22 protein-coding genes are annotated in these 22,545 nt (G+C 72.1%); 13 read left to right on the top strand and 9 right to left on the bottom strand.

What is annotated here, in order from left to right:
- Positions 1–5 precede the first annotated feature (5 nt).
- From OG974_RS03655 to OG974_RS03645, 3 genes are all read left to right on the top strand, one after another.
- Positions 6–1,661, top strand: a complete 1,656-nt coding sequence (locus tag OG974_RS03655) for a hypothetical protein (protein WP_329315122.1) — start codon at positions 6–8, stop codon at positions 1,659–1,661.
- A gap of 245 nt (positions 1,662–1,906) precedes the next feature.
- A complete protein-coding gene (locus tag OG974_RS03650) occupies positions 1,907–3,538 on the top strand; it encodes a PKD domain-containing protein (RefSeq protein ID WP_329315120.1) in 1,632 nt (543 codons plus the stop codon).
- 137 nt (positions 3,539–3,675) lie between these two features.
- Positions 3,676–4,899, top strand: coding sequence for a saccharopine dehydrogenase NADP-binding domain-containing protein (locus OG974_RS03645; RefSeq protein WP_327279501.1), 1,224 nt, complete (start codon positions 3,676–3,678; stop codon positions 4,897–4,899).
- Positions 4,900–4,912: 13 nt separating this feature from the next.
- Here OG974_RS03645 and OG974_RS03640 read toward each other — a convergent pair whose 3' ends face one another.
- Positions 4,913–5,593 carry an endonuclease V gene (locus tag OG974_RS03640; RefSeq protein ID WP_327279500.1) on the bottom strand — a complete coding sequence of 227 codons (681 nt, stop codon included), beginning with the start codon at positions 5,591–5,593 and terminating at the stop codon, positions 4,913–4,915.
- Positions 5,594–5,619: 26 nt separating this feature from the next.
- Between OG974_RS03640 and OG974_RS03635 the strand changes: the two genes are divergently transcribed.
- The gene (locus OG974_RS03635; protein ID WP_327279499.1) at positions 5,620–5,919 is read left to right on the top strand and encodes a YciI family protein; all 300 of its coding nucleotides are present in this window, start codon (positions 5,620–5,622) and stop codon (positions 5,917–5,919) included.
- A gap of 659 nt (positions 5,920–6,578) precedes the next feature.
- On the opposite strand, the gene OG974_RS03630 is transcribed toward OG974_RS03635, so the two are convergent.
- The gene (locus tag OG974_RS03630; protein ID WP_327279498.1) at positions 6,579–6,932 is read right to left on the bottom strand and encodes a VOC family protein; all 354 of its coding nucleotides are present in this window, start codon (positions 6,930–6,932) and stop codon (positions 6,579–6,581) included.
- 519 nt (positions 6,933–7,451) lie between these two features.
- Here OG974_RS03630 and OG974_RS03625 point away from each other — a divergent pair.
- The gene (locus OG974_RS03625) at positions 7,452–7,997 is read left to right on the top strand and encodes a GNAT family N-acetyltransferase (protein WP_371645376.1); all 546 of its coding nucleotides are present in this window, start codon (positions 7,452–7,454) and stop codon (positions 7,995–7,997) included.
- A 16-nt stretch (positions 7,998–8,013) separates the two neighbouring features.
- Here the strand turns inward: OG974_RS03625 and OG974_RS03620 are convergent, their stop codons facing one another.
- Positions 8,014–9,120, bottom strand: coding sequence for a WD40/YVTN/BNR-like repeat-containing protein (locus OG974_RS03620; RefSeq protein WP_371645374.1), 1,107 nt, complete (start codon positions 9,118–9,120; stop codon positions 8,014–8,016).
- 95 nt (positions 9,121–9,215) lie between these two features.
- Between OG974_RS03620 and OG974_RS03615 the strand changes: the two genes are divergently transcribed.
- From OG974_RS03615 to OG974_RS03605, 3 genes are all read left to right on the top strand, one after another.
- The gene (locus OG974_RS03615) at positions 9,216–9,632 is read left to right on the top strand and encodes a (4Fe-4S)-binding protein (RefSeq protein ID WP_327279495.1); all 417 of its coding nucleotides are present in this window, start codon (positions 9,216–9,218) and stop codon (positions 9,630–9,632) included.
- Positions 9,633–9,773: 141 nt separating this feature from the next.
- Positions 9,774–10,226, top strand: a complete 453-nt coding sequence (locus tag OG974_RS03610; protein WP_371645371.1) for an SsgA family sporulation/cell division regulator — start codon at positions 9,774–9,776, stop codon at positions 10,224–10,226.
- A 196-nt stretch (positions 10,227–10,422) separates the two neighbouring features.
- Positions 10,423–12,063 carry an ABC-F family ATP-binding cassette domain-containing protein gene (locus OG974_RS03605; RefSeq protein WP_371645369.1) on the top strand — a complete coding sequence of 547 codons (1,641 nt, stop codon included), beginning with the start codon at positions 10,423–10,425 and terminating at the stop codon, positions 12,061–12,063.
- 29 nt (positions 12,064–12,092) lie between these two features.
- Here OG974_RS03605 and OG974_RS03600 read toward each other — a convergent pair whose 3' ends face one another.
- On the bottom strand, positions 12,093–12,566 hold the full coding sequence (locus OG974_RS03600) for an ATP-binding protein (RefSeq protein ID WP_327279492.1): 474 nt from the start codon (positions 12,564–12,566) through the stop codon (positions 12,093–12,095).
- A 326-nt stretch (positions 12,567–12,892) separates the two neighbouring features.
- On the opposite strand from OG974_RS03600, the gene OG974_RS03595 reads away from it, so the two are divergent.
- The gene (locus OG974_RS03595) at positions 12,893–13,864 is read left to right on the top strand and encodes an acyl-ACP desaturase (RefSeq protein ID WP_327279491.1); all 972 of its coding nucleotides are present in this window, start codon (positions 12,893–12,895) and stop codon (positions 13,862–13,864) included.
- Positions 13,865–13,986: 122 nt separating this feature from the next.
- Here the strand turns inward: OG974_RS03595 and OG974_RS03590 are convergent, their stop codons facing one another.
- Entirely contained in the window at positions 13,987–14,244 is a 258-nt protein-coding gene (locus OG974_RS03590) for a WhiB family transcriptional regulator (RefSeq protein WP_371646719.1), read from the bottom strand.
- A 133-nt stretch (positions 14,245–14,377) separates the two neighbouring features.
- Positions 14,378–15,412: a non-homologous end-joining DNA ligase gene (gene ligD, locus OG974_RS03585; RefSeq protein WP_371645367.1), complete on the bottom strand. Its 1,035-nt coding sequence runs from the start codon at positions 15,410–15,412 to the stop codon at positions 14,378–14,380.
- Between the two features lie 75 nt (positions 15,413–15,487).
- Here ligD and OG974_RS03580 point away from each other — a divergent pair, with 75 nt between their 5' ends.
- Complete coding sequence (locus OG974_RS03580) at positions 15,488–16,561, top strand: ATP-dependent DNA ligase (protein WP_328764293.1); 1,074 nt, start codon at positions 15,488–15,490, stop codon at positions 16,559–16,561.
- Positions 16,562–16,570: 9 nt separating this feature from the next.
- On the opposite strand, the gene OG974_RS03575 is transcribed toward OG974_RS03580, so the two are convergent.
- Entirely contained in the window at positions 16,571–17,962 is a 1,392-nt protein-coding gene (locus tag OG974_RS03575; RefSeq protein ID WP_327279487.1) for an NAD(P)-binding protein, read from the bottom strand.
- A 130-nt stretch (positions 17,963–18,092) separates the two neighbouring features.
- Positions 18,093–19,079: an NAD(P)/FAD-dependent oxidoreductase gene (locus tag OG974_RS03570; RefSeq protein ID WP_371645365.1), complete on the bottom strand. Its 987-nt coding sequence runs from the start codon at positions 19,077–19,079 to the stop codon at positions 18,093–18,095.
- Positions 19,080–19,222: 143 nt separating this feature from the next.
- Between OG974_RS03570 and OG974_RS03565 the strand changes: the two genes are divergently transcribed.
- From OG974_RS03565 to OG974_RS03555, 3 genes are all read left to right on the top strand, one after another.
- Positions 19,223–19,708, top strand: coding sequence for an NUDIX hydrolase (locus tag OG974_RS03565; protein ID WP_329315108.1), 486 nt, complete (start codon positions 19,223–19,225; stop codon positions 19,706–19,708).
- Positions 19,709–19,790: 82 nt separating this feature from the next.
- Complete coding sequence (locus tag OG974_RS03560; RefSeq protein ID WP_329315106.1) at positions 19,791–20,063, top strand: DUF6400 family protein; 273 nt, start codon at positions 19,791–19,793, stop codon at positions 20,061–20,063.
- A complete protein-coding gene (locus OG974_RS03555) occupies positions 20,050–20,307 on the top strand; it encodes a hypothetical protein (RefSeq protein WP_371645362.1) in 258 nt (85 codons plus the stop codon). Before OG974_RS03560 ends, OG974_RS03555 begins: the two co-directional genes overlap by 14 nt.
- 94 nt (positions 20,308–20,401) lie before the next feature.
- On the opposite strand, the gene OG974_RS03550 is transcribed toward OG974_RS03555, so the two are convergent.
- Positions 20,402–22,504, bottom strand: a complete 2,103-nt coding sequence (locus OG974_RS03550; RefSeq protein ID WP_371645360.1) for an MDR family MFS transporter — start codon at positions 22,502–22,504, stop codon at positions 20,402–20,404.
- Positions 22,505–22,545: the final 41 nt, after the last annotated feature.

Genomic DNA, 22,545 nt, shown 5'->3' with positions numbered 1-22,545 from the left:
GCTCGGTGTCTCATCGCCGAATCGCAGCATCCGCGGCCGTTCTCGCGGCCGGCATCTCACTCGTACCCGTCGTGGCCCACGCGGCCGGCCCGGCCGCCGGCAAGACCCACGGGGTCGCCGCGCCGGACATGAGCAAGGCCGCCGCGCCGAAGTTCACCACGTTCACCAGCCCGGCCGGCCGATCGGCGCGGCAGGCCCCGGCGGCCGGCGGGAGCAAGGCCCCGGCCGCCCCGCAGGCTGCCGAGACCAACCCCGCCCTCGCGGTGGGGCTGCACGCCACGACCACCACCGGGCGCGGCCTGGAGCTGAAGGCCGACATCACGAGCGCGCCCACGACGCTCTCGGTCCACGTCGACTGGGGCGACAACAAGACGACGAACGACTACGCCGCCGGCACCCAGACCGTCACCGAGTCGCACACCTACGACCAGCTCGGCACGTACACGGTCAAGGTGAGCGTCACCGACCAGGCCACCCAGACCGTGGTCTCCAACGACATCGTGGTCACCACGGAGGGGTCGAACTACACCCCGTACGGCCCGACCCGCCTGCTGGACACCCGCGACGGGACGGGCGCGCCGGCGGCCAAGGTGGCCCCGTACTCCTCGGCTCACCTGAAGATCGGCGGGAACGGCGGCATCCCGGCCGGCGTGACCGCGGTGGTCCTCAACGTCACCGCCACCAACACCACCAGCGAGGGCCACGTCACGGCCTTCGCCGACGGCGACGAGCAGCCGAAGACCTCGAACCTCAACTTCGGCCGCGGTCAGACCGTCCCGAACCTGGTCATCGTGCCGGTCGGCGAGAACGGCTACGTCAACCTGTACAACGGCAGCTGGGAGTCGGTCGACCTGGTCGCGGACGTCGCCGGGTACTTCACGCACACCGCGGCCAGCGGCTACACCCCGATGTCGCCGGTCCGCCTCGTCGACACCCGCTCCGGTCTCGGCACCACCAAGGGCCAGGTCCCCGGCCAGGGGACCTTCAGCACCCAGGTCAACGGCGTCAGCGGCGTCTCGGCCGGGGCCACCGCCGTGGCGCTCAACGTGACGGTCACCAACCCCAAGGGCAGCGGCCACCTGACCGTCTACCCGAGCGGGCAGCAGCCGCCGACCGCGTCCAACGTGAACTTCACCCCGGCCAAGACCATCGCCAACTCGGTGATCGTCCCCGTCGGCCCCGACGGCAAGATCAGCGTCCGCAATGGCGGCTGGGACCCGGCCGACGTCATCGTCGACGTCGTCGGCTACTACAGCCCGTACAGCGCGAACGCCTACCTGCCGGTCCAGCCGTTCCGGCTGCTCGACACGCGCGAGTGGGTCTACGGACCGCTGGGCGGCCGCGGCTACGTCCACATGCCCCTCGCCTCGGGGTACCCGCACACCAAGGGGTTCGCCTTGAACACCACGGTGACCAACACCCGCGACACCGGCTTCCTCTCGGTCGCCCCGGACCCGAACACGAAGGAGGACTACGAGAACCACACGAACACCTGGCCGCCCACTCCGACCTCCTCCACCCTGAACTGGACCTACGGCGACACGGTTCCGAACCTGGTCCAGACGAGCACCGGCTCCACCGGCGTCATCGATTACTGGAATCAGAGCGATGGCGACATCGACCTCGTCGTCGACCTTTTCGGTGTCTACACGGACAACTGATACGCACCAGCAAAATGGCTGGTCACAGCGGTTCGGGGGCGGTCTTCGGGCCACCCCCGGTCCGCCGGCGGCAGATCTGCGCGCTTAAGGCGGGGGCCCGTAAGCGGAAGCTCAGTGGCTATGTAATCTGAGCGGACTTTCAGCCCTGGCCAAGGGCTCACGGATCCATAGGGGGCTCGGTGTCCTACCGCCGACTCGCAGCTTCTGCCGCCGTCTTCGCAGCCGGCATTTCTCTTATACCGGGCATGGCGCACGCGGCTGGCCAGGCCACCGGCGATGCCCACGGCGTCAGCAAGCCCGACCTCACCCAGGCCGGCCCGACGAACGGCGCCAAGTTCACCAGCCCCGCAGACCGGTCGACCCGGCAGACCGCGCAGTCCGCGCCGGCCACCAAGAGCGGAACGGCGGCCGCCCCCATGACGGCCGCGCCCATGACGGAGACCGCCGGCGCGAACCCGACCCTCGCCGTCGGCCTGGAGGCCTCCCCCACCACGGCGCACGCGATCACGCTGGAGAGCTCCATCACCAGCGCGGCCACCCCGCTCGACGTCAGCGTCGACTGGGGCGACGGGGCCGTCACCGCCGCCTCGGCCGCAGGTACCCAGGTCGTGGTGTCGGAGCACACCTACGCGGAACTCGGCACCTACACCGTCAAGGTCACCGTGACGGACCAGGCCGCCAACACCGTGGTCACCAACGAGGTGGCCGTCAAGACCGGGGGCTCGGACTACACCCCGTACGGCCCGACCCGCTTGCTGGACACCCGCAACGGCACCGGCGCCCCGAAGACCAAGGTCGCCCCGTACAGCTCCGCGCACCTGAAGATCGGCGGCAACGGCGGCATCCCCGCGGGCGTGACCGCGGTCGTCCTCAACGTCACCGCCACCAACACCACCAGCGGCGGCCACGTCACCGCCTTCGCCGACGGCGACGAGAAGCCCAGCACGTCGAACGTCAACTTCGTGCCCGGCCAGACCGTCCCGAACCTGGTCATCGTGCCGGTCGGCGAGAACGGCTACGTCAACCTGTACAACGGCGGCTGGGAGTCGGTCGACCTCATCGCCGACGTCACCGGCTACTTCACGCAGACCGCGTCCAGCGGCTACACCCCCCTCGCGCCGCAGCGCTTCGTCGACACCCGCAGCGGCACGGGCACCGCCAAGGGCCAGCTCGCCGGCTACGGGTCCTTCAGCACCCAGATCAGCGGCCTCGGCAAGGTCCCGGCCTCCGGCGTCACCGCCGTGGCGCTCAACGTGACCGTCACCAACCCGAAGAGCGACGGCCACCTGACCGTCTACCCGAGCGGCCAGCAGGCGCCGACCGCGTCCAACGTGAACTTCACCACGGGCCAGACCATCGCCAACTCGGTGATCGTCCCCGTCGGCCCCGACGGCAAGATCAGCGTCCGCAACGGCGGCTGGAACCCGGCCGACGTCATCGTCGACGTCGTCGGCTACTACAGCCCCCAGAGCAAGGGCTCGTACCTGCCGTTCACGCCGGAGCGCATGATCGACACCCGCGACCCCAAGGACCCGGTCTACGGCCCCCTGGCCGGCCGCGACTACATCTACACGGCGATGTCCGAGCCCGGCTCCGGCGTCACGGGCTTCGTGCTGAACACCACGGTGACCAACACCAAGGACAGCGGCTTCCTCGCCGTCGCCCCGGACCCGAACACGCTGGACGAGTACGACAACGACGCGGCGAGCCAGCCGACCCCGCCCGGCTCCTCGACCCTGAACTGGACGACGGGCAAGACCGTTCCGAACCTGGTCCAGGCGAGCACCGGCTCCAGCGGCCTCATCGACTTCTGGAACCAGAGCGACGGCAACGCCGACCTCATCGTCGACGTCTTCGGCATGTACCAGGAGAACTGATCCACCGACAGGTGATCATTCGCACGCCGAAGAACAGCGCCCCGGGAACGGCCGTCCAGGCCCGGCCCGGGGCGCTGTTCTTCCAGCACCGGCCGCGGGTTAGCCTCAGCCACCGACACGAGCGCGGAGGAGCCGTGATGAACGCAGAGAACCGGCAGGCCGACGAGTCCGCGGGACGTGACCGGACCCCCGAACGGGCCCATGACCTGGTGCTCTTCGGGGCGACCGGATTCGTCGGGGCCCTGACCGCCGAGTACCTCGCCGCGCACGCCCCCACCGACTGCCGGTGGGCCCTCGCCGGCCGCGACCTCGGCAAGCTGGAGCGGCTGCGCGAGCGGCTGACCGAACTCGACCCCGGGTGCGCGTCGCTGCCGCTGCTCCTCGTGGACGCCGGGGACGCGGCAGCCGTACGGGACCTGGCCGCCTCGACCCGGGTCCTGGCCACGACCGTCGGACCGTACGTCCTGTACGGGGCCGAGCTGGTCGCCGCCTGCGCCGCGGCGGGCACGGACTACGTGGACCTCACCGGCGAGCCGGAGTTCGTGGACCGGACGTACGTCCGGCACGACGCCCGGGCCCGGGAGACCGGCGCACGGCTCGTGCACGCCTGCGGCTTCGACTCGATCCCGGCCGACCTCGGCGCCTACTTCACGGTGGCGCAACTGCCGGAGGGCGTCCCGCTCCGGGTGGACGGGTTCATGCGGTCCAACGCGGCCTTCTCCGGCGGAACCCTCGCCTCCGCCCTGACCGCCATGGGCCGCGGGCCGCAGACCCTGGCCGCGGCGCACGAGCGCCGACTGCACGAGCCCCGGCTCCCGCAGCGGCGTGTACGAGGACCCCTGGGCGCACCGCGGTACAGCCGGGAGACCGGCACCTGGGCACTGCCGCTGCCGACCCTGGACCCCCGGATCGTGACCCGCTCGGCGGCCGCACTGGAGCGGTACGGGCCGGACTTCCGCTACCGGCAGTACGCCTCGGTCAAGCACCTCCCGGTCGCCGTCGGCGGTGTGGCCGCGATCGGCGCGACTGTGGCGCTGGCGCAGCTCCCGGCCGCGCGGCGCCGACTGATGAGTCGCTGGGAGCCGGGCAGCGGCCCGGACGCGGAGCGCCGGGCCCGCAGTTGGTTCACGGTCCGCTTCGTGGGCGAGGGCGGCGGCCGGCGCGTGTTCACCGAGGTCTCGGGCGGCGACCCGGGCTACGGGGAGACCGCCAAAATGCTGGCGGAGTCGGCGCTGTGCCTCGCCTACGACGCCCTACCGGAGCGGGCGGGCCAGCTCACCACGGCCGTGGCGATGGGCGACGCCCTGCTGGACCGGCTCCAGAAGGCCGGCATCCGCTTCCGGGTGGTGGCGGTGCGGTAAGGCCGGAGGCCGGTCAGGAGGCGGCTTCGCGCAGCGCCCGCCTGCACAACGAGTCGGCGTGCCGCGTGGACTCGGGGATCCGGAAGCGGGGGCTCAGCGCGAGGGCGTGGGCGCAGGCGTTGTCGAGCGAGACCCGGTGCCCCACGGAGACGTACACCGGCTTGATCCCGTCCTGCGTGCGCAGCGCCCGCCCGACGACGGCGCCGTCGGCCGCGACCAGCGGCGCGGCGTCGCCGCGCCGGGCGCCGGGCTCCTCGTAGGTGAACGTGAACGGGTTCTTGGCGACCCCGATGCTCGGCAGCCCGGTGACCACCCCGAGGTGGCAGGCGAGACCGAAGCCGCGGGGGTGGGCGAGCCCGTAGCCGTCGCAGACGACCAGGTCGGGGGCCGCGCCGAGCGCGTCCAGCGCGGCCAGCACGGTGGGCAGCTCCCGGAAGGCGAGGAGCCCGGGCACGTACGGGAAGCTGACGTGCCCGACGGCGGTCGCCTCCTCGACGACCTCCAGGGTGGCGGCGTCGAGGACGACGGCCGCGGCGGCGACCAGGTCGCGCTCGTCGTCGTAGGCGACGTCCACGCCCGCGACCAGCCCCCGCCCGGGCGGCGGGCCGGACTCGTCGAGTACGACCTGACTGCGAAGTTCGTCTTGTATCGCCCGGGCCTCGGCCTCGTCGGCGGGGGTCTTTGCGCTCGTCATGATGGTGCGAGAGTAGCCTGACGATCATGTTCGTCATGGAGCTCACCTACACCGCACCCATCGAAGCCGTCGAAGAGGAGCTGGACGCCCACATCGCCTGGCTGGACGGCTACTACGCCTCGGGCGTCTTCATCGCCTCGGGCCGCAAGGTCCCGCGCGAGGGTGGCATCGTCCTGGCTGCGGGCGTCTCCCGCGCGGAGATCGAGAAGATCGCGTCGGAAGACCCGTTCACCGTGGCCGGCGTCTGCTCGTACCGCATCACGGAATTCATCGCGACGAAGACGTCCGCGGACCTGGCGGCGGTACGGGAGAACCCGGCGGTGTAGGTCTTGGTGGCGGGTTGCGGGTTGCGGGTTGCGGTCGCTCGGTGGTGGGTGCCGGAGGGCGGGGGTCGGGTTGGTCGGCGTCGGTGACATCGGGCGGGATCCTGGGGGCGGGGTCTGAGTGGGGCGGGGTCGGGAGAGTGTCCGGGGGGTTCAGTTCCAAGCCATTGCCGATCAGAGATGCTGGCCGGGGCCCCCTGTCATCCGTGTCCAACCCACCAGAATGACTGAGCAGGGCCGATGACGGGGGCGCGGGGAGGACCATGTCTCCCATTCGGGTCCCATAGAAGCCCGTCCAGAACCCAGGCCGGTTCAAGCCACACTCGGCAGCAGCGAGAAGCCCATGTGGGTAGGTGTGGGCCGGCAGACGCGTCAGATCGCTACGCGCTCCTCCCGGCTTAGCGTCCGGCGACCGTCCGTGGCCGCTCATAAGCCGCCCATGCGTCGATTGTGAAGCCCCTTGGGGGCGTCTGCGGGCTGCTTGGAGGCGAATAGACGGCGAGCCGGAGTCTGCTGCTGGATTTCTCGGCCCCTCACTCCGTCAGGGCGTCTTTTGTCTCTCAACCGGCCACCAAAGGGGCAAACGGGGCGCTGTCGCCCGCTTGGGGGGTCTGTGGCGGTCGTGGGCGGCCTATGACCGGGCGCCCCGATGGCGGGCATGGTCAGGCCGGCTGCCACAGTTCGATCCGATTGCCCTCGGGATCGGTGACCCAGCCGAATCGGCCGACGCCTTCCATGTCCTGAGTCTCCTGGGCCACGTCCGCCCCCTTGGCGCGCAATTGCGCCAACATCGCGTCCAGGTCGCGGACACGGAAGTTGAGCATGGTCTGTTGGGTGCGGGATCCGAAGTATTCGGTCTCGGACTCGAACGTCGCGAACACCGTCGCTCCCGCCTCCTGGCGCCACAGACTGTGCTCATCGGCATCCAGCCCCAGGCAATCGCGGTACCAAGCATTCAGGGCCCCCGGGTCGGTGGCTCGCATGAAGTACCCGCCGATTCCAAGCACACGTTCCATCCCGTCATCTAACCAGGACGGCGATCAGGCCCGTCTCGATCACGGAGGAAGTCGTCGTGTCCCACCCCGGACGGCCGCCGGACGCCAAGCGGAGAGAAGCGCGTAGCGATCTGATGCGTCTGCCGGCCCACACCTACCGGCACGGGCTTCTCGCCGCTGCCGAGTGCGGCTTGAACCGGCCTGGGTTCCGGACGGGCCTTCTGTCGGCCCGAACGGGGGGGGATGGACAGGGGGCCCCGGCCAGCATCTGTGATCAGGGCATATTGGAATCCGAACCCCCCGGCCATCCTTCGGGGGCTTCCCGACAGTCTTTGGCATTCCGGGACGTGACGGCCAGTCAAGGGTGGAGCGCAGCGACATCGCGAAGCGACGCGACGAAGGAGCGCCCTTGACGGGCCGGCACGGCACGGAAGGACAGTGGACTGGCGGGACGCCCCCGGACACTCTCCCGACACCGAGTCGACAGACCCCGCCCCTGACCCCGACCGACACCCACCAACCCCAACCCCCGGAGCCCCCGTGCACGACGCCACCGCCACCGCCGCACCCATCCCCGCGCCCGTCCCGCCCCGCCCCGCCGTCCCCGCCGATGTTCCCGAGTTGGTCCGGCTCCGGGGGGTGGCTCTCGCTGCCCTCGGGATGGATCCCGGGCCCCTCGACGCCGCCTGGCGGGGTGTCGCCCGCGGATGGCTCCTCGAACGGATCGACGAACGCCCCGACGTGCACTGCCTGGTCGTCGGCGGGGCGCCCGGCGAGCCCCTGCTGGCCACCGGGATGGCCTGGATCACGTACCACCTGCCCAGTCCCCGGTGGACCGACGGGCGCCGCGGCTACCTCGACGGGATCGTCACCGACGACGGTGCCCGCGGACGGGGCCACGGCCGGCGGATAGTCGACGGGCTCACCGCCTGGCTGAACGGCAACGGGATCCACTACATCCAGCTGCACGCCAGCTCCGACGGTGAACCCGTCTACAAGGCGGCGGGTTTCGAAATGGGCCGCTACCCGGGAATGGACCTGTTCACCACCCCACGGGACGCCCGGCAAGGAACCCCGCACGCCTGACGGTCCGCCAGGAGCGTTACGGCCGTCGGAGCCGTTCCAGGCGCGCCACCCGCCCCTTCTCCCCCGCCGCCCAACACGCGCCGTCGGCCGTGCAGTCGATCGTGTCGAACGATCCCGCCTCCAGCGGCCGCCAGTTCCGGCCTCCGTCGGTCGTCACGTCCGTGCCGGTCGGGCCCACGGCCAGGGCCGCGCCGCGCAGGTGCGGGAGCCAGGCCGCGCCCGAGCGGTACGCGGGCGGCGGGGTGGGGGCCGGGCGCCAGGTGCGGCCCGCGTCCGCCGATACGGCGGCGGCGTGCAGGGACGCCTCGCCGGTGCGGTAGTCGCCGCCGACTGCGAGGCCCGTCGTACGGTCGCGGAAGGCCAGGGCGAAGACTCCCTTGGCCGGGTCGCCCGCCGGGATGCCCGATTCGGCGACGCGCCAGGTGCGGCCGCGGTCCGCCGAGTGCAGGATCCGGGCGGACGCGCCGCCGCCCGTGGCCAGCCAGACGTCCCGTGATCCGGCGCTCACCAGGCACTGGCCGCTGGCCGCGAAGCCCGCTTCGCCGGGCAGGGCGTCCGGCATGCCCTGGCTCGGCAGCACCGCCCAGCTGCGGCCCCCGTCGTCCGTCGACAGGATCCGGAACCTGCCGTCCACCGGGTCGCTCATGGCCAGCCCGTGCCGGGAGTCGAAGAAGGTGAGGCAGTCGTAGAAGGCGCGCGGGTCGGCATTGCGGAAGGCTTCGGTCCAAGTGGCGCCACCGTCCTCGGTGCGCAGTACCCGCGACGCCTCGCCCTCCCCGATCGAGAGGGCCACCGCGCGCCGGGCGTCGAAGGCCTCGATGTCGCGCAGCTCCAGGCCCTCCCGGACCGCGCCCGGCGGTGAGACGTCACGCCAGGTGCGGCCGCCGTCGACGGTGCGCAGCACCGTGCCCTTGGAGCCGGCCACCCAGGCCGTGGAGCGGCTGACAGCCGCCAGTCCGCGGAAGCGGGCGTCCTTGCCGGTGTCCTTCACCGCCCAGCCCACGCCGCGCAATCCCTGTACGTCCGCCGCGTCCACCCCGTCCGCCCTGTCCGTCCCGTCCGTCCCGCTGTCCGCGTGGGCCGGGGCGGCCAGCAGACCCAAGGCCAGAGCCGCCGCGAACATGCCAACTCCCAGAAGTCTCATGGCGCCGGAAGCTAATGCACCCCGGATTCGGCGTCCAGGGTGCGTCCGTGCCGCCGCGTTCCTAGGCTGAGGCCATGCCCTCCAAGGAACCCAAGGCCTACGACGGCAAGCGGATCACCGTCACCTACGACACCGGGCGGTGCCTGCACGCCGCCGAATGCGTGCACGGCCTGCCCGAGGTGTTCGACTCGGGTCAGCGGCCGTGGGTCCAGCCGGACGGCGCCGAGCCGGAGCGGGTCGCCGAGGTGATCCGCCGGTGCCCCTCGGGCGCGCTGCAGTACCGGCTCGCCGACGACGGGCCGGCCGAGGAACCGGATCGGCCGACCACGGTCGTGCGGTCGCCCGCCGGCCAGCTGGTGATGCGCGGCGATCTGCGGGTGACGGCCTCCGACGGAACCGTCCGGCGGGAGACCAGGGCGATGCTTTGCGCTTGTGGAGTGAGCGGGAACCAGCCGTTCTGTGATCACTCCGGGGCGTGTGGCGCCGACTGAGACCCCTGACCGCGCAACCCTCATGCCGTCACTCTGTGCGATCAAACGGACGCGTTCCAGCCAATCGGTGACACAGCTCACGTCAGTTCGCATGCACGGATTTGCCGATTCCGGCGTCTATCCGGTTGCCGGGTTCCACCCATGCCCGGCAGCAGATCCGCCGCAAGGGAGCGAGCCTTGATCACTGTTATCGAGCAGGCCGTGCAGGCCCGTCTGGTCGCCACCGCGCCGAAGGTCGAGACCGTGCCCGTCACGCTCTGCTACGACCGTGCGGATCCCTTCGCCGTGCGCATGGCCTTCCCCGCTCCGGCCACCCTTGAGGGCATCGAGGTTTCGTGGACCTTCGCGCGCGAGCTCCTCGAATCGGGGCTGGACCGCCCGACGGGCTGGGGCGACGTGCGGGTACGGCCCCACGACACGGACCGGACCACGATCGAGTTCCACGCGCCCGAGGGGGTGGCGATCGTGCTGATGCAGACGGCCGAACTCCACCGGTTCCTGGAACGGGCCGCGACGGTCGTGCCGCCGGGGCTGGAGCACCTGTACCTCGACATGGACCACAGCCTCGCCGAGCTGATGCGCGACCCCCACTGAGGCGGCCCGGTTTATTCGTTTGCGGGCGGCCCGGGCCGCCCGTAGCTTCGTAGGCGCCCCATTGCCGCCGAAACGGAGTAGGACATTGCTCGTCCGAGGTTGAGACACCGACCGACCCCCTTTCACCGTCACATGTGACCGTCCGTCGGCTGTCTCCCCGTGTTGCACGCACCACTCACGCAACCTGGAGGCCTCCATGAGCCATGCCCCTGTTTTCATCACTTGCTCCGCCCTGTCCTTCGACTGGCCCGACGGCACCCCAGTCTTCGAAGACTTCCAGCTGACCGCCGGCCCCGGCCGTACCGGCCTGATCGGGCTCAACGGCTGCGGGAAGTCCACCCTGCTGAAGCTCCTCGCGGGCGAACTGACCCCGTCCGACGGCCAGGTGGCCGTGGCCGGCTCCATCGGCTACCTCCCGCAGAGCGTCACCCTCGACACCGACCTGCGCGTCGACGAGGCGCTCGGCATCCGCGCCACCCGCGCCGCCCTGCACGCCATCGAGGCGGGAGAGACCACCGAGGCGAACTTCGCCACGGTCGGCGACGACTGGGACGTCGAGGAGCGGGCCCTGGCCACGCTCGACCAGCTCGGACTCGCCCGGATCGGCCTGGACCGCGCCGTCGGCGAACTGTCCGGCGGTGAATGCGTGTTGCTGCGCCTCGCGGCGCTACTGCTCTCCCGGCCCGACGTCCTGCTGCTGGACGAGCCGACGAACAACCTGGACCTACGGGCCCGGCGCCGCCTGTACGCGGCGGTCGAGTCCTGGTCCGGGGTGATGTTCCTGGTCAGTCACGACCGGGAGCTGCTGGAGCGGGTCGACCAGATCGCCGACCTGCACGACGGCGAAGTCCGCTGGTACGGCGGGAACTTCACCGCGTACGAGGAGCAGCTCGCCGCCGAGCAGGACGCGGCCGAGCGGATGGTCCGGGTCGCGGAGGCCGACGTGCAGCGGCAGAAGCGGGAACTTTCCGACGCGCACGCCAAGTTGGCGCGGCGCAAGCGGTACGGCCAGAAGATGAACGACCAGAAGCGCGAGCCGAAGATCGTCATGGGTGCCCGCAAGCGTGCGGCGCAGGAGTCGGCCGGCAAGCACCGCATCATGCACACCGAGAAGCTGGCGCAGGCCAAGGAGCGCCTCGACCAGGCCGTGGATGCGGTCCGGGACGACGACGAGATCCGGATCGAACTGCCCGCCACCCAGGTCCCTCCGGGGCGCCGGGTGCTCACCCTGAGCAATGTGCACCTGGCGCACGGGGCCACGGTGGAGGGCGAGTGGGAGCTGCGCGGTCCGGAGCGGATCGCGCTGGTGGGCGGCAACGGCTCGGGCAAGACGACCCTGCTGCGCACGATCGCGGGGCTGCTCGCGCCGGCGTCCGGGGAGGCGGTGACGCACGTGCCCGTGCGGTTCCTGCCGCAGCGGTTGGACGTGCTGGACGAGAGCCGTTCGGTGGTGGAGAACGTGGCGCGGTTCGCCCCGCACGCCTCGAACAACCTGATCCGGGCACGGCTCGCGCACTTCCTGTTCCGGGGCGGCCGGGCGGACCGGCCGGCCGGCACCCTGTCGGGCGGCGAACGGTTCCGGGCGGCGCTGGCGGCGCTGCTGCTGGCGGAGCCGGCTCCGCAGCTGCTGATGCTGGACGAGCCGACGAACAACCTGGACCTGGCGAGCGTGCGGCAGTTGACGGGCGCGCTGGAGTCGTACGAGGGCGCGCTGCTGGTCGCGAGCCACGACGTGCCGTTCCTGGAGTCGATCGGGATCACCCGGTGGCTGTTGCTCGACGGTGAGCTGAAACCGACCACGGCCGAGGAGGTGCGGGAGGCCCTGTGGAACGAGTGACGGCGCGACCGCGGCCGCCGATCCGACGGCTAGGGCGACGGCGGCATCGGCAGTAGGGCCCAGGCCTTGGCGCCTCCCACGGGGGTGAGGACGGGGGTGAGCCCCCAGTCGCCGCCGCAGGCCTCGACGGCGGCGGCGAGCAGCCACATCCCCCGGCTGCGCCGGCCGCGGCACTCCTCGCTCGCCTCGGGCGAGGAGTGCGCCGGGTGCTGGTCGTAGAGCACGACGCGCAGGGCGTCGAACTGCCAGCGGACGTTCAGCAGCATCTCCTTGCCGGGCGTGAACCGGTGGGCGCACGCGACGAGCTCGGAGGCGGCGAGTGCCGCGGTGTCGCAGAGGCAGGGCAATCCGTGTCGGGTCAGCAGGGACCGCACGCCGGAGCGGGCACTGCCTGCGCAGTACGCGCTGCCGGGCAGGCGTATCGAATGGTTCAGCGCCGCCGCCTCGCGCGGGATCCGCCGGATCTCGCGGGCCGGTCGCAGGTCGCGGAGGGTGCCCGTCATCGTGCTGCTCCAGGATTGACGAATGCGTCGGGGCGGGCACCGGGTCGCCCGCTGTGAGACGTGCACTACCGACCGTAGCTCAACGCGGAACTCGGCGCGCCGGACGCTCCGCGCCGGTCCGTGCGTCAAGGCGGGTGTCGCCGACCACCTGCCGGCGTGACTTTCGCTCGGCGGCATCCTTCCGGCGCCCCCTCAAACTGCATAGATAACCGGATGTAACCGGTCATATGAACGCCTGGGGCTTGGCTGGCTCTCACGCTCCGCTTAACCTACGGAGTCGTAGGCTACGGAACCGTAGGTAATTCGCTTTGTCCCCAGGAGCACCCGTGACGATCACCTCTCCCCACCTCGGCAGCTCGGAGGCGTGGACCGACGCCAAGCTGCTGTACGCGCTGGAAGAGGTGGTCGAGAAGGAGCTCAACCGCCATCTGAAGGTCACCAAGGACTGGATGCCCCACGAGTACGTCCCGTGGAGCGACGGGCGGAACTTCCCGGCCCTCTTCGAGGACGGCGAGGCCTGGGACCCGCAGCAGTCCAAGGTCACCGATATCGGCAAGATCGCGCTGGTCGTGAACCTGCTGACCGAGGACAACCTCCCGAGCTACCACCACGAGATCGCCACGCTCTTCGGGCGCAACGGCGCCTGGGGCACCTGGGTGCACCGTTGGACGGCCGAGGAGGGCCGCCACGGCATCGTGATGCGCGACTACCTGCTGGCCTCGCGCGCCGTGGACCCGGACAAGCTCGAAGAGTTCCGCATGCAGCACATGTCGGAGGGCTTCGAGTCCGACAACCGCCACTCGATGCTGCACTCGGTGGCGTACGTGGCCTTCCAGGAGCTCGCGACCCGCATCTCGCACCGCAACACCGGCCACCAGTCCGGTGACCCGGTCTGCGACCGGATGCTGGCCCGCATCGCGCAGGACGAGAACCTGCACATGATCTTCTACCGCAACCTGCTGGGCGCCGCCTTCGAGATCGCCCCGGACCTGACGATGCAGGCCGTGCGGGACGTCGTGGTCAACTTCCGGATGCCCGGACACGGCATGCCCGGCTTCGAGCGGATGGCCGCCCAGATGGCGATCGGCGGGGTCTACAACCTGCGGATCCACCACGACGACGTACTGAGCCCCGTGATCCGCTTCCTGAAGATCATGGACATCGACGGTCTCGGCCCCGACGGTCAGCAGGCGCAGGAGGAGCTGGGCCTGTTCATGAACGGCCTGGACTCCGAGGCCCGCAAGTTCGACGAGAGGCTGGCCGCCCGCGCGGCCCGCATCGCGGCGCGCAAGGCCTGACCCCTGGCCGTCGGCCGCACCCGTCGTTGCCCGCTCGGGCGGCCGACTCCGAAACCCCGGCAGAGCCGTACTCTGCCGGGGTTTCGTGCTCTGCCGGGGCTCGCGCCGTCGCCCCGGTGCGGTCAGCTGCGAGGGCGCAGGGCCAGGCGCTCCGACTCGGAGAGGCCGCCCCAGACGCCGAAGCGCTCGTCGTTGGCCAGGGCGTACTCCAGGCATGCCGCGCGGCTCTCGCACGCCCCGCACAACCGCTTCGCGTCCCGCAGGGACGAACCGGGCTCCGGGAAGAAGAAGCCCGGCCCCGTCTGGGCGCACAGCGCGAGGTCGTACCAGGCGGGCGCGGCGGTGGCGGAGGCGGAGACGGTGGTGGAGACGGTGTTCATCGACATGCCGGAGATCCTCACCGCCGCGGATGGACGTCCGATCAACGACTGATCAACATCCGTTCAGCACGGCACCCGCCGCCGCCGACGGCCGCTCCGCATCGCGCTCGGTCCCCGCGCTCGGTCCCCGCGTTCAGTCCTCGTGCTCGGTGTCCTCGTGCTTGGCGCGGCTCGGCTGGACGCGCTTCGGCTCGCCCGGCATCTTCGGGTAGTCCGGCGGGTACGGCATGTCGCCGAGGCCGTGGTCGTGTTCGTGGCGCTCGGCCAGTTCCAGGGCCGTGTCGAGGGTGAAGGCGTGGTCGTCCATGTCCGCGTGCAGGTCGCCGAGTTCGGAGTAGCGTGCGGGCATCGTGGTGATGTCGAAGTCGCGGGGCTCGGCCGAGTCGATCTCGTCCCAGCGCAGCGGGGCCGACACCGGGGCGTGCGGGCGCGGGCGTACGGAGTAGGCGGAGGCGATCGTGCGGTCCCGGGCGGTCTGGTTGTAGTCGACGAAGATCCGCTCGCCGCGCTCCTCCTTCCACCAGGCCGTGGTCACCTTGCCGGGCATCCGCTGTTCCAGCTCGCGGCCGATCGCGATCGCGCAGCGCCGGACCTCGGTGAACGTCCAGCGCGGCTCGATCGGGACGAAGACGTGCAGCCCGCGTCCGCCCGAGGTCTTGGGCCAGCCGCGCATTCCGAGGTCCTCCAGTACGTCGCGCAGTTCGTGGGCGCAGATCACCGCGTGGTGGTAGTCGGTGCCCGGCTGCGGATCCAGGTCGATGCGCAGTTCGTCGGGCCGGTCGGTGTCCTCGCGGCGCACCGGCCAGGGGTGGAAGGTCAGGCAGCCCAGGTTCGCGGCCCACAGGACGGCGGCCGGCTCGGTGGGGCAGATCTCGTCGGCCGTGCGCCCGCTGGGGAACTCGATGTGCGCGGTCGGGATCCAGTCCGGCAGGTTCTTCGGGGCCCGCTTCTGGAAGAAGGACTCGCCCTCGACCCCCTCGGGGTAGCGCTCCAGGGTGGTGGGCCGGTTGCGCAGGGCGCGCGTGATCCCGTCGGCCACGGCCAGGTAGTACTGCGCCACGTCCAGCTTCGTCAGGCCCCGCTCGGGGAAGTAGACCTTGTCCGGGCTGGACAGCCGTACGGTCCGCCCGCCCGCGTCCAGCTCGATCGCATTACCGGATGCACCCATGTGCGCCACGGTAGGCGGCCCCCGCCAGGTGCGCATACCGGGCGGGGGCGGACGTACCACCGCAGAATCTAAGACATGGATCTGCCCGTGATGCCGCCCGTGAAGCCGATGCTCGCCAAGTCGGTGACCAAGATCCCGCCGGGTATGCAGTACGAGGCCAAGTGGGACGGTTTCCGGGCCGTCGTGCACCGCGACGGCGACGAGGTGGAGATCGGCAGCCGCACCGGCAAGACCCTGACCCGGTACTTTCCCGAGCTGGTGACCGCGCTGAAGGACAACCTGCCGGACCGCTGCGTGATGGACGGCGAGATCGTCATCGTGCACGCCGGGCGGCTCGACTTCGACCGGCTGACCGAGCGGATCCATCCCGCGCAGTCCCGCGTCGACATGCTGGCGCGGACCACCCCCGCCAGCTTCGTCGCCTTCGATCTGCTCGCACTCGGCGACGAGGCGCTCCTCGACACCCCGCTCGCCGACCGCCGCACCGCCCTCGTCGACGCACTGTCCACCGCTCGACCCCCCGTCCACCTCGCGCCCGCGACCACCGATCCCGCCCTCGCGCAGGAGTGGTTCGAGCGGTTCGAGGGCGCCGGGCTCGACGGGGTGATCGCCAAACCGCTCGATCTCCCCTACCGGCCCGATGCCCGCCTCATGTTCAAGATCAAGCACGAGCGTACGGCCGACGTCGTCATCGCGGGCTTCCGTTTCCACAAGAGCGGTCCGATCATCGGATCGCTGCTCCTGGGCCTCCACGACGTCCACGGGGCCCTCCAGCACGTGGGCGTCTGCGCCGCCTTCCCCATGAAGCGCCGCGCCGAGCTGGTGGACGAGCTCGCACCGCTGCGGATGGCCGACGCCACCGGCCACCCGTGGGCCGCCTGGGCCGAGGAGTCCGCCCACGAGAGCGCCCGGCTGCCCGGCGCGCAGAGCCGCTGGACCGGCAAGAAGGACCTCTCCTGGGTGCCGCTGCGCCCCGAGCGCGTCTGCGAGGTGGCGTACGACCACATGGAGGGCGACCGCTTCCGGCACACCGCCCAGTTCCGCCGCTGGCGGCCCGACCGGACGCCGGAGAGCTGTACGTACGCCCAGCTTGAGGAGGTCGTCGGCTACGACCTCGCCGACGTCCTCGGCCCGCCCGCCGGCGCGTAGGCCCGCCCGTCATCCCGCCGTCAGCTTCTCCCACGCCTCCCGGTCCGGGCCCACCGCGTTCGGCGCGTACCCGGGCCGGGCCGCCAGCCAGCGCGCCACCCGGGCCCGGACCTCCGGGTCCGCGTACGCCCGCTCCGGCGGCTCGGCCAGGTGCCTCACCCGCGCCCGCGCCCGCATCACCTCGGGGTCCTCCAGGGCGCACTCGAACAGCGCGGCCACCTCGCGCGCCGTCCCCGTCCGCCCCGCCCGGGTCGCGAACCGTTCGCCGATGGCCGCGTCGGCCACCACCTGGAAGTCGAACCACGGCTTCAGCGTGCGCACGGCCCACGCGTGGTACTCGGCCGCGAACCGTACCGATCCCGGGTCCCGGTGCGCCGTACGGGCCACCCTGCGGGCGGCCCACAGCGCGAGCGAGGTGCCCTGTCCGAGCGTCGGGTTCGTGTGCGTGATCGCGTCCCCGACCGGGACCAGCCCGGTCGCCACCGGCCCCTGCTCGTCGACCAGAGCGCTCCACCGGTTGTCCAGGCTCGCCGTGGCAAGTACTCCGGACAGCGGTTCGGCGCCCAGGTCCAGCCAGGCCGCACCGGGCGGGAAGGCCCGGGCGGCGGCCTCGAAGACGGCCGGGTCGCGCAGCGCGGAGCGGGTGGTGTCGGTGGTGTGGACGAACAGGGTCACGGCGAACACCCGGTTGTCGGCCGGGAAGACGGCGCACCCGGCGAAGGCGCCGCCGGTCACCGTCCAGGGCCGGCGCGGGCCCTCGTCCGTCCCCTCGGGCAGCCGGTACCAGCGGCAGAAGTACGCGAGCCCCGTGCGGTGCCGTTCCACGGCCGCCGGTCGACAACCCGCCGCGGCCAGCAGGCGTTCGACACCTCCGCGCCGTCCGCCCGCGTCCACGACGAGGTCCGCCGCACGGGCGCCGGCCGGGGTGGTCACGCCCGTCACCCGGACCGCGGCGGCTCCCGGCTCGGTCAGCAGCCCGGTCACCGGCTCCCCGTGGTGCATGACGGCCCCCGGTTCGCCTCGCAGGGCGGTGGCCAGCGCGCTCTCCAGCACGATGCGCCGGGCCTGGAGCATGACGAGGTCCTCGTCGCCGGGCCGCTCCGGCGGCCGTACGTCGAACCAGTCCAGCTCGTGCCGTTCGCGGGCGCCGAGCCGCAGCATCTCCGCGTGCACGTCGGGCAGCTCGTCGCGCAGGAGGGTGCGGGCCGCACCGAGCAGGGCGTGCGGCTGCGTGGCCTGCGGGACGCCCGGCCGGTGCCAGCCGAAGAAGTCCCGGTCGAGCGCGGCGCCGGGAGCGCGCGTGTCGCGTTCGAACAGTTCGGCGGTGTGTCCGTGCCGCGCTGCGAGCAGCGTGGTCGCCAGGCCTCCCACGCCCCCGCCGATGACCAGCACATGTGCCATTGCGTGCCCCCCGAGCCTCTGAGCCGATGAACGGTACGAAGATCAGACCGCTGAGAGCCTGCACGGACGCACCCTGGCCGAAACCCGCACACCTGTCCGACGCGTCCGCCCGACGCCTCCGCCCGACGCGTTACGCCGGGCCCGCGCCGCCCCGCCGCGCACGGTGGGCTTCGAGGGCCGTGCGGGCCTGCGCCTCGCACAGGTCGGTGTTGACCGACACCGCCGCCCGCACGCCGGCCGCCGCCGCACCGGCCAGCTGCTCCAGGGGGCCGGCCACGTTCCCGGCCGCCCAGACGCCGCGCAGCGCGGTGGCACCGGTCTCCGGATCCGCTTCCAGGCAGGTGCCGATCGCCACCCCGGCCCGCTCCACCGTGACGACGGGCAGCCCGAGGCTCCTCGGCACCCCGGCGCGGGCGGTGAACCGCGGGGCCACCACGAGGGCCGTACAGGCCACGGCCGCGCCGCCGGCCAGGGTCACTCCGGTCAGCCGGTCACCGACGACGTCGAGGCCGGCCACCTCGCCCTCCACCACCGCGACGCCCAGGGCGGACATCAGCTCCCGGTCCTCGCCGGTGAGCGGCCAGGTGTGGGCGAGCAGGGTGACCCGCTCGCTCCAGTTCCGCCACAGCTGCGCCTGGTGCACGGCGAGCGGGCCGGTGGCCAGCACCGCGATCGGCTCGTCGCGGACCTCCCAGCCGTGGCAGTACGGGCAGTGCAGCACGTCCCGGCCCCAGCGCTCCCCCAGCCCCGCGAGCTCCGGCAGCTCGTCCACCAGGCCGGTGGCGATCAGCAGCCGGTCGGCCCGCACCGCCGACCCGTCGGCGCACCGGACCAGGAATCCGCCGTCGGGGAGCCGGTCCACGGCGAGGGCGGTGCCGGCCGCCCCGGAGCGGAACGCGCCCCCGTACCCGGCGACCTCCGCCCGCCCCACCGCCAGCAGCTGCCCCGGGCTCGCGCCGTCCCGGCCGAGGTAGCCGTGCAGGTGGGCGGCGGGGGCGTTGCGGGGGCTGCCGGAGTCGAGCACCAGCACCGAGCGACGGGCCCGGACCAGGGTCAGCGCCCCGGCGAGTCCGGCGGTCCCGCCGCCCACGACCACGACGTCGAACGAGTTGTCCATACCGGCGAGGGTGCGGCCCGACCCGCCCGCTTGACAAACCCCGTTGCCGAACCGGCGAATGGAGCCGTGGCCGCCGGGGAGCGGCCGCAGCGGTGTCCGGGCCCCGCCCGGCACCCCATCGGAGCAGGAAGCGGAACACAGCGATGACGACGCCGAACGACCAGCCCGCGCGCCCGGTACGGGCCGTCCCGCAGCCCAACGCCGTCGTCGGCGTGGGGCTGGTCGTGGCCGACGCCGACGGGCGGGTGCTCCTGGGTCAGGCGCACGACGGCCGCTGGGAGCTGCCCGGCGGCAAGGTCGACCCCGGGGAGGGCTTCGAGCAGGCCGCCGCCCGCGAACTGGCCGAGGAAACGGACCTGCGGGTGGCCCCCGGGGACGTCCGGGTCGTGGCGGTCCAGCTGTCGCCGAGGGCCGGGGTGACGCGCCTGACCGCGGCGGCGGTCACCACCGCCGCCGAAGGCACCCCCCGGGTCACCGAACCGCACAAGATCCTGCGCTGGCAGTGGTTCGCCCCGGACGAGATCCCGGACGCCCTGTACGCCCCGTCGACGGCGGTCCTGCGCGCCTGGCGTCCCGAGCTGGGGGCGACCCTGCCGCCCGAGCCCTCGTACGACTACCCGACGCCGTAGTACCGCCGGGGGACGCCGGTGATCTGTGACATCTCCCACCCCCTCTTGCCACGGGAAAGAAGGCATACCTAAGTTCTCCCGTATGGCCCCACACCAGCCCACATCGCCCACCGGCCCGGACACCCCCGCGCTGATCGACTTCACCGTCGACCTCACCGCACAGGAGGTCCTCCGGCGAGCCCAGGTCATGGACGCCCTCGGCCCCGACTGGGACCCGATCGAGGTACTGCGCGGCGAGGAGGCGGCGTACGACCTGCTGTACTCCGGTCTCGACGCGGAGCAGCAGCGCGTGTACGACGGTCTCGTCGCGGCCGGAGTCCTCGCCCCGCGCGGAGACGGCCGTGCTGCCGCTTGACCCGCACGCGGACGTCGGTCGCCGTGCCTGGGTGGCCTGCCCGCGGTGCCACGACCACCGCGGATGCGCGCCGTGCGAGGAGCAGCGCACGTGCTCGGAGCACTGGCGCTACCTGCTGTCCAACACCGGCAGCCTGTTGCACCTGCAGTGCCCGTCCTGCACCCACGTCTGGGTGCACGAGAGCGGTTTCGGCGCCACGCGTTCCCTGTGGAGCCGCATCACCAGCGGTCGCACCGGACTCTGACGCCGGCGCCACCCCGGGCGGCGCGCAGTACCAGTAGCGGGCACGGCGCTGCCGGCTGCCGGCTGCCGGCTGCCGGCTGCCGGCTGCCGGGGCATCACACCCCCGCGGGCGCCTTGTGCCCGAAGTAGCCCTCGCCCAGGTCCTCCGCGAGCAGCCGCTTCGCGATCGCGTCGGCCGCCGCCCGCAGCTCCTCGCTCCGCGGGCGGCCGCGGTCCTTCTCCAGCTGGTCGCCGAGCCAGTCACCCCATGCCCTGGAGATGGTCGCCGCCTCCCGCTGCCCCGCCGGGGTGAGGGTGAGGAAGGTGCCCTCGCGGCTCAGGTACCCCTCCTCCGTCATCCGGTCGAAGACGGGCAGCAGGACCTCCGGGGGCACGGCGCGGCGCGAGGCGATGAGTCCGAGGCTCGCGTGGCCCACCGTGCGGGTCAGGAGTTCGACCTGCATCACCGCCCAGGCGCCGGCGATGTCCAGCCGGGTGTCCGAGTCGTTCACGATGGCGCGGGCCGTCTCCGGTTGCATGTTCCGCACGAGCTTTCCGACCGCCAGCTCCAGCAGGTTGGCCGAGTCTCCGGAGGCGACGGGCGAGGAGAAGCCGTCGCCCATGTCCGTCGAGGCCGCCCGGGCGGTGTCGCGCAGCCGGACCTGCTTGAGGAAGAGCGCGACGACGAAGCCGATCCCGGCCACGGGCACCGTCCACAAGAACACCGTGTGCAGCGCGTGCGCGTACGCCTCGACGATCGGGCCCGCCGCCGCCGGGTCGAGCCCGTGGACCCCTTGGGGGCTCTGGGCCGCCTCGGCCAGCTGTGCCGGGTCGGCCCCGGTGGCCCGGGCGGCCTCCTCGACGGCCTTCTCCAGCGCGGGGCCCAGGCTGTTGGCGTAGATGGAGCCGAAGACGGCGGTGCCGAACGAGCTGCCGAGCGTACGGAAGAACGTGACGCCGGACGTGGCGGTGCCGAGGTCGGCGTAGTCCACGGTGTTCTGCACGGCGATCGTCAGGACCTGCATGCACAGGCCGATCCCGGCGCCGAGCACGAACATGTACAGCGATTCCAGCCAGGCGCCGGTGCCGGGGCCCATCCGGGACAGCAGGTACAGGCCGATGCCCATCACCAGGCAGCCGACGATGGGGAAGATCCGGTACCGCCCGGTCTTGCTGGTGACGTTGCCGCTGAAGACGGATGCGATCAGCAGGCCGATCACCAGCGGCAGGGTCCGTACGCCCGAGACCGTGGCCGAATCCCCGTCCACGTACTGGAGGTAGGTCGGCAGGAACGTCATCGCACCGAGCATGGCGAAGCCGACGACGAAGCTGAGCACCGAGCAGACCGTGAAGACCTGGTTCCGGAAGAGCCTCATCGGCAGCATCGGCTCGGCGGCCCGCGTCTCGACCAGGCAGAACAGGGCGAGGGCCATGACGCCGGCCACGAAGAGCCCGATGATCGTCCCCGAGCTCCAGGCGTACTCGTTTCCGCCCCAGCTGGTGGCCAGGATCAGGGCGCCGGACCCCGCGGCGACCAGGGCGATGCCCAGGTAGTCGATGCGGGCGCCCCCGGCGGCCCGGACCGAGGGGATCGTGCGGGCCGCCGCGACCACGACCAGGATCGCGATCGGGACGTTGACGTAGAACGCCCAGCGCCAGCTGAGGTGGTCGGTGAACAGGCCGCCGAGCAGGGGTCCGATGACGGTCGCGACCCCGAAGACGGCGCCGATCGCGCCCTGGTACTTGCCGCGTTCGCGCAGCGGGACCACGTCGGCGATCAGGGCCATGGAGGTGACCATGAGGCCGCCGGCGCCGATGCCCTGGACGCCCCGCCACAGGATGAGCAGGGACATGTTGCTCGCCAGGCCGCACAGGAACGAGCCGGTGATGAAGACGATCGCCGAGACCTGGAAGATGAGTTTCCGGCCGAAGAGGTCGCCGAACTTGCCCACCAGCACCGTCGCGACGGTCTCCGCGAGCAGGTAGGAGGTCACCACCCACGACATGTGGTCCCCGCCGCCCAGATCCGCCACGATCGTGGGCAGGGCCGTGCCGACGATCGTCTGGTCGAGGGCTGCCAGCAGCACGCCCAGCATGATCGTGCCGAAGACGACGTTGCGCCGCCGCCGGTCGAGCACGGGGGGCGCCGCGGCTGCGACGGCTTCGGCGGGGGCAGTGGTCACATCCCGCACTCTCACAGCGCCCCCGCGCCATCGCATGCCCACTGCGCCGTCCGGGGGACCCGCCACGGGCGCCGCAG

The sequence above is a fragment of the Streptomyces sp. NBC_00597 genome (assembly GCF_041431095.1).
In the GTDB taxonomy this organism is placed as follows: Bacteria; Actinomycetota; Actinomycetes; order Streptomycetales; family Streptomycetaceae; genus Streptomyces.
Note: the sequence above shows the minus strand (reverse complement) of the source record. Positions and strands in the feature narration are given on the sequence as shown.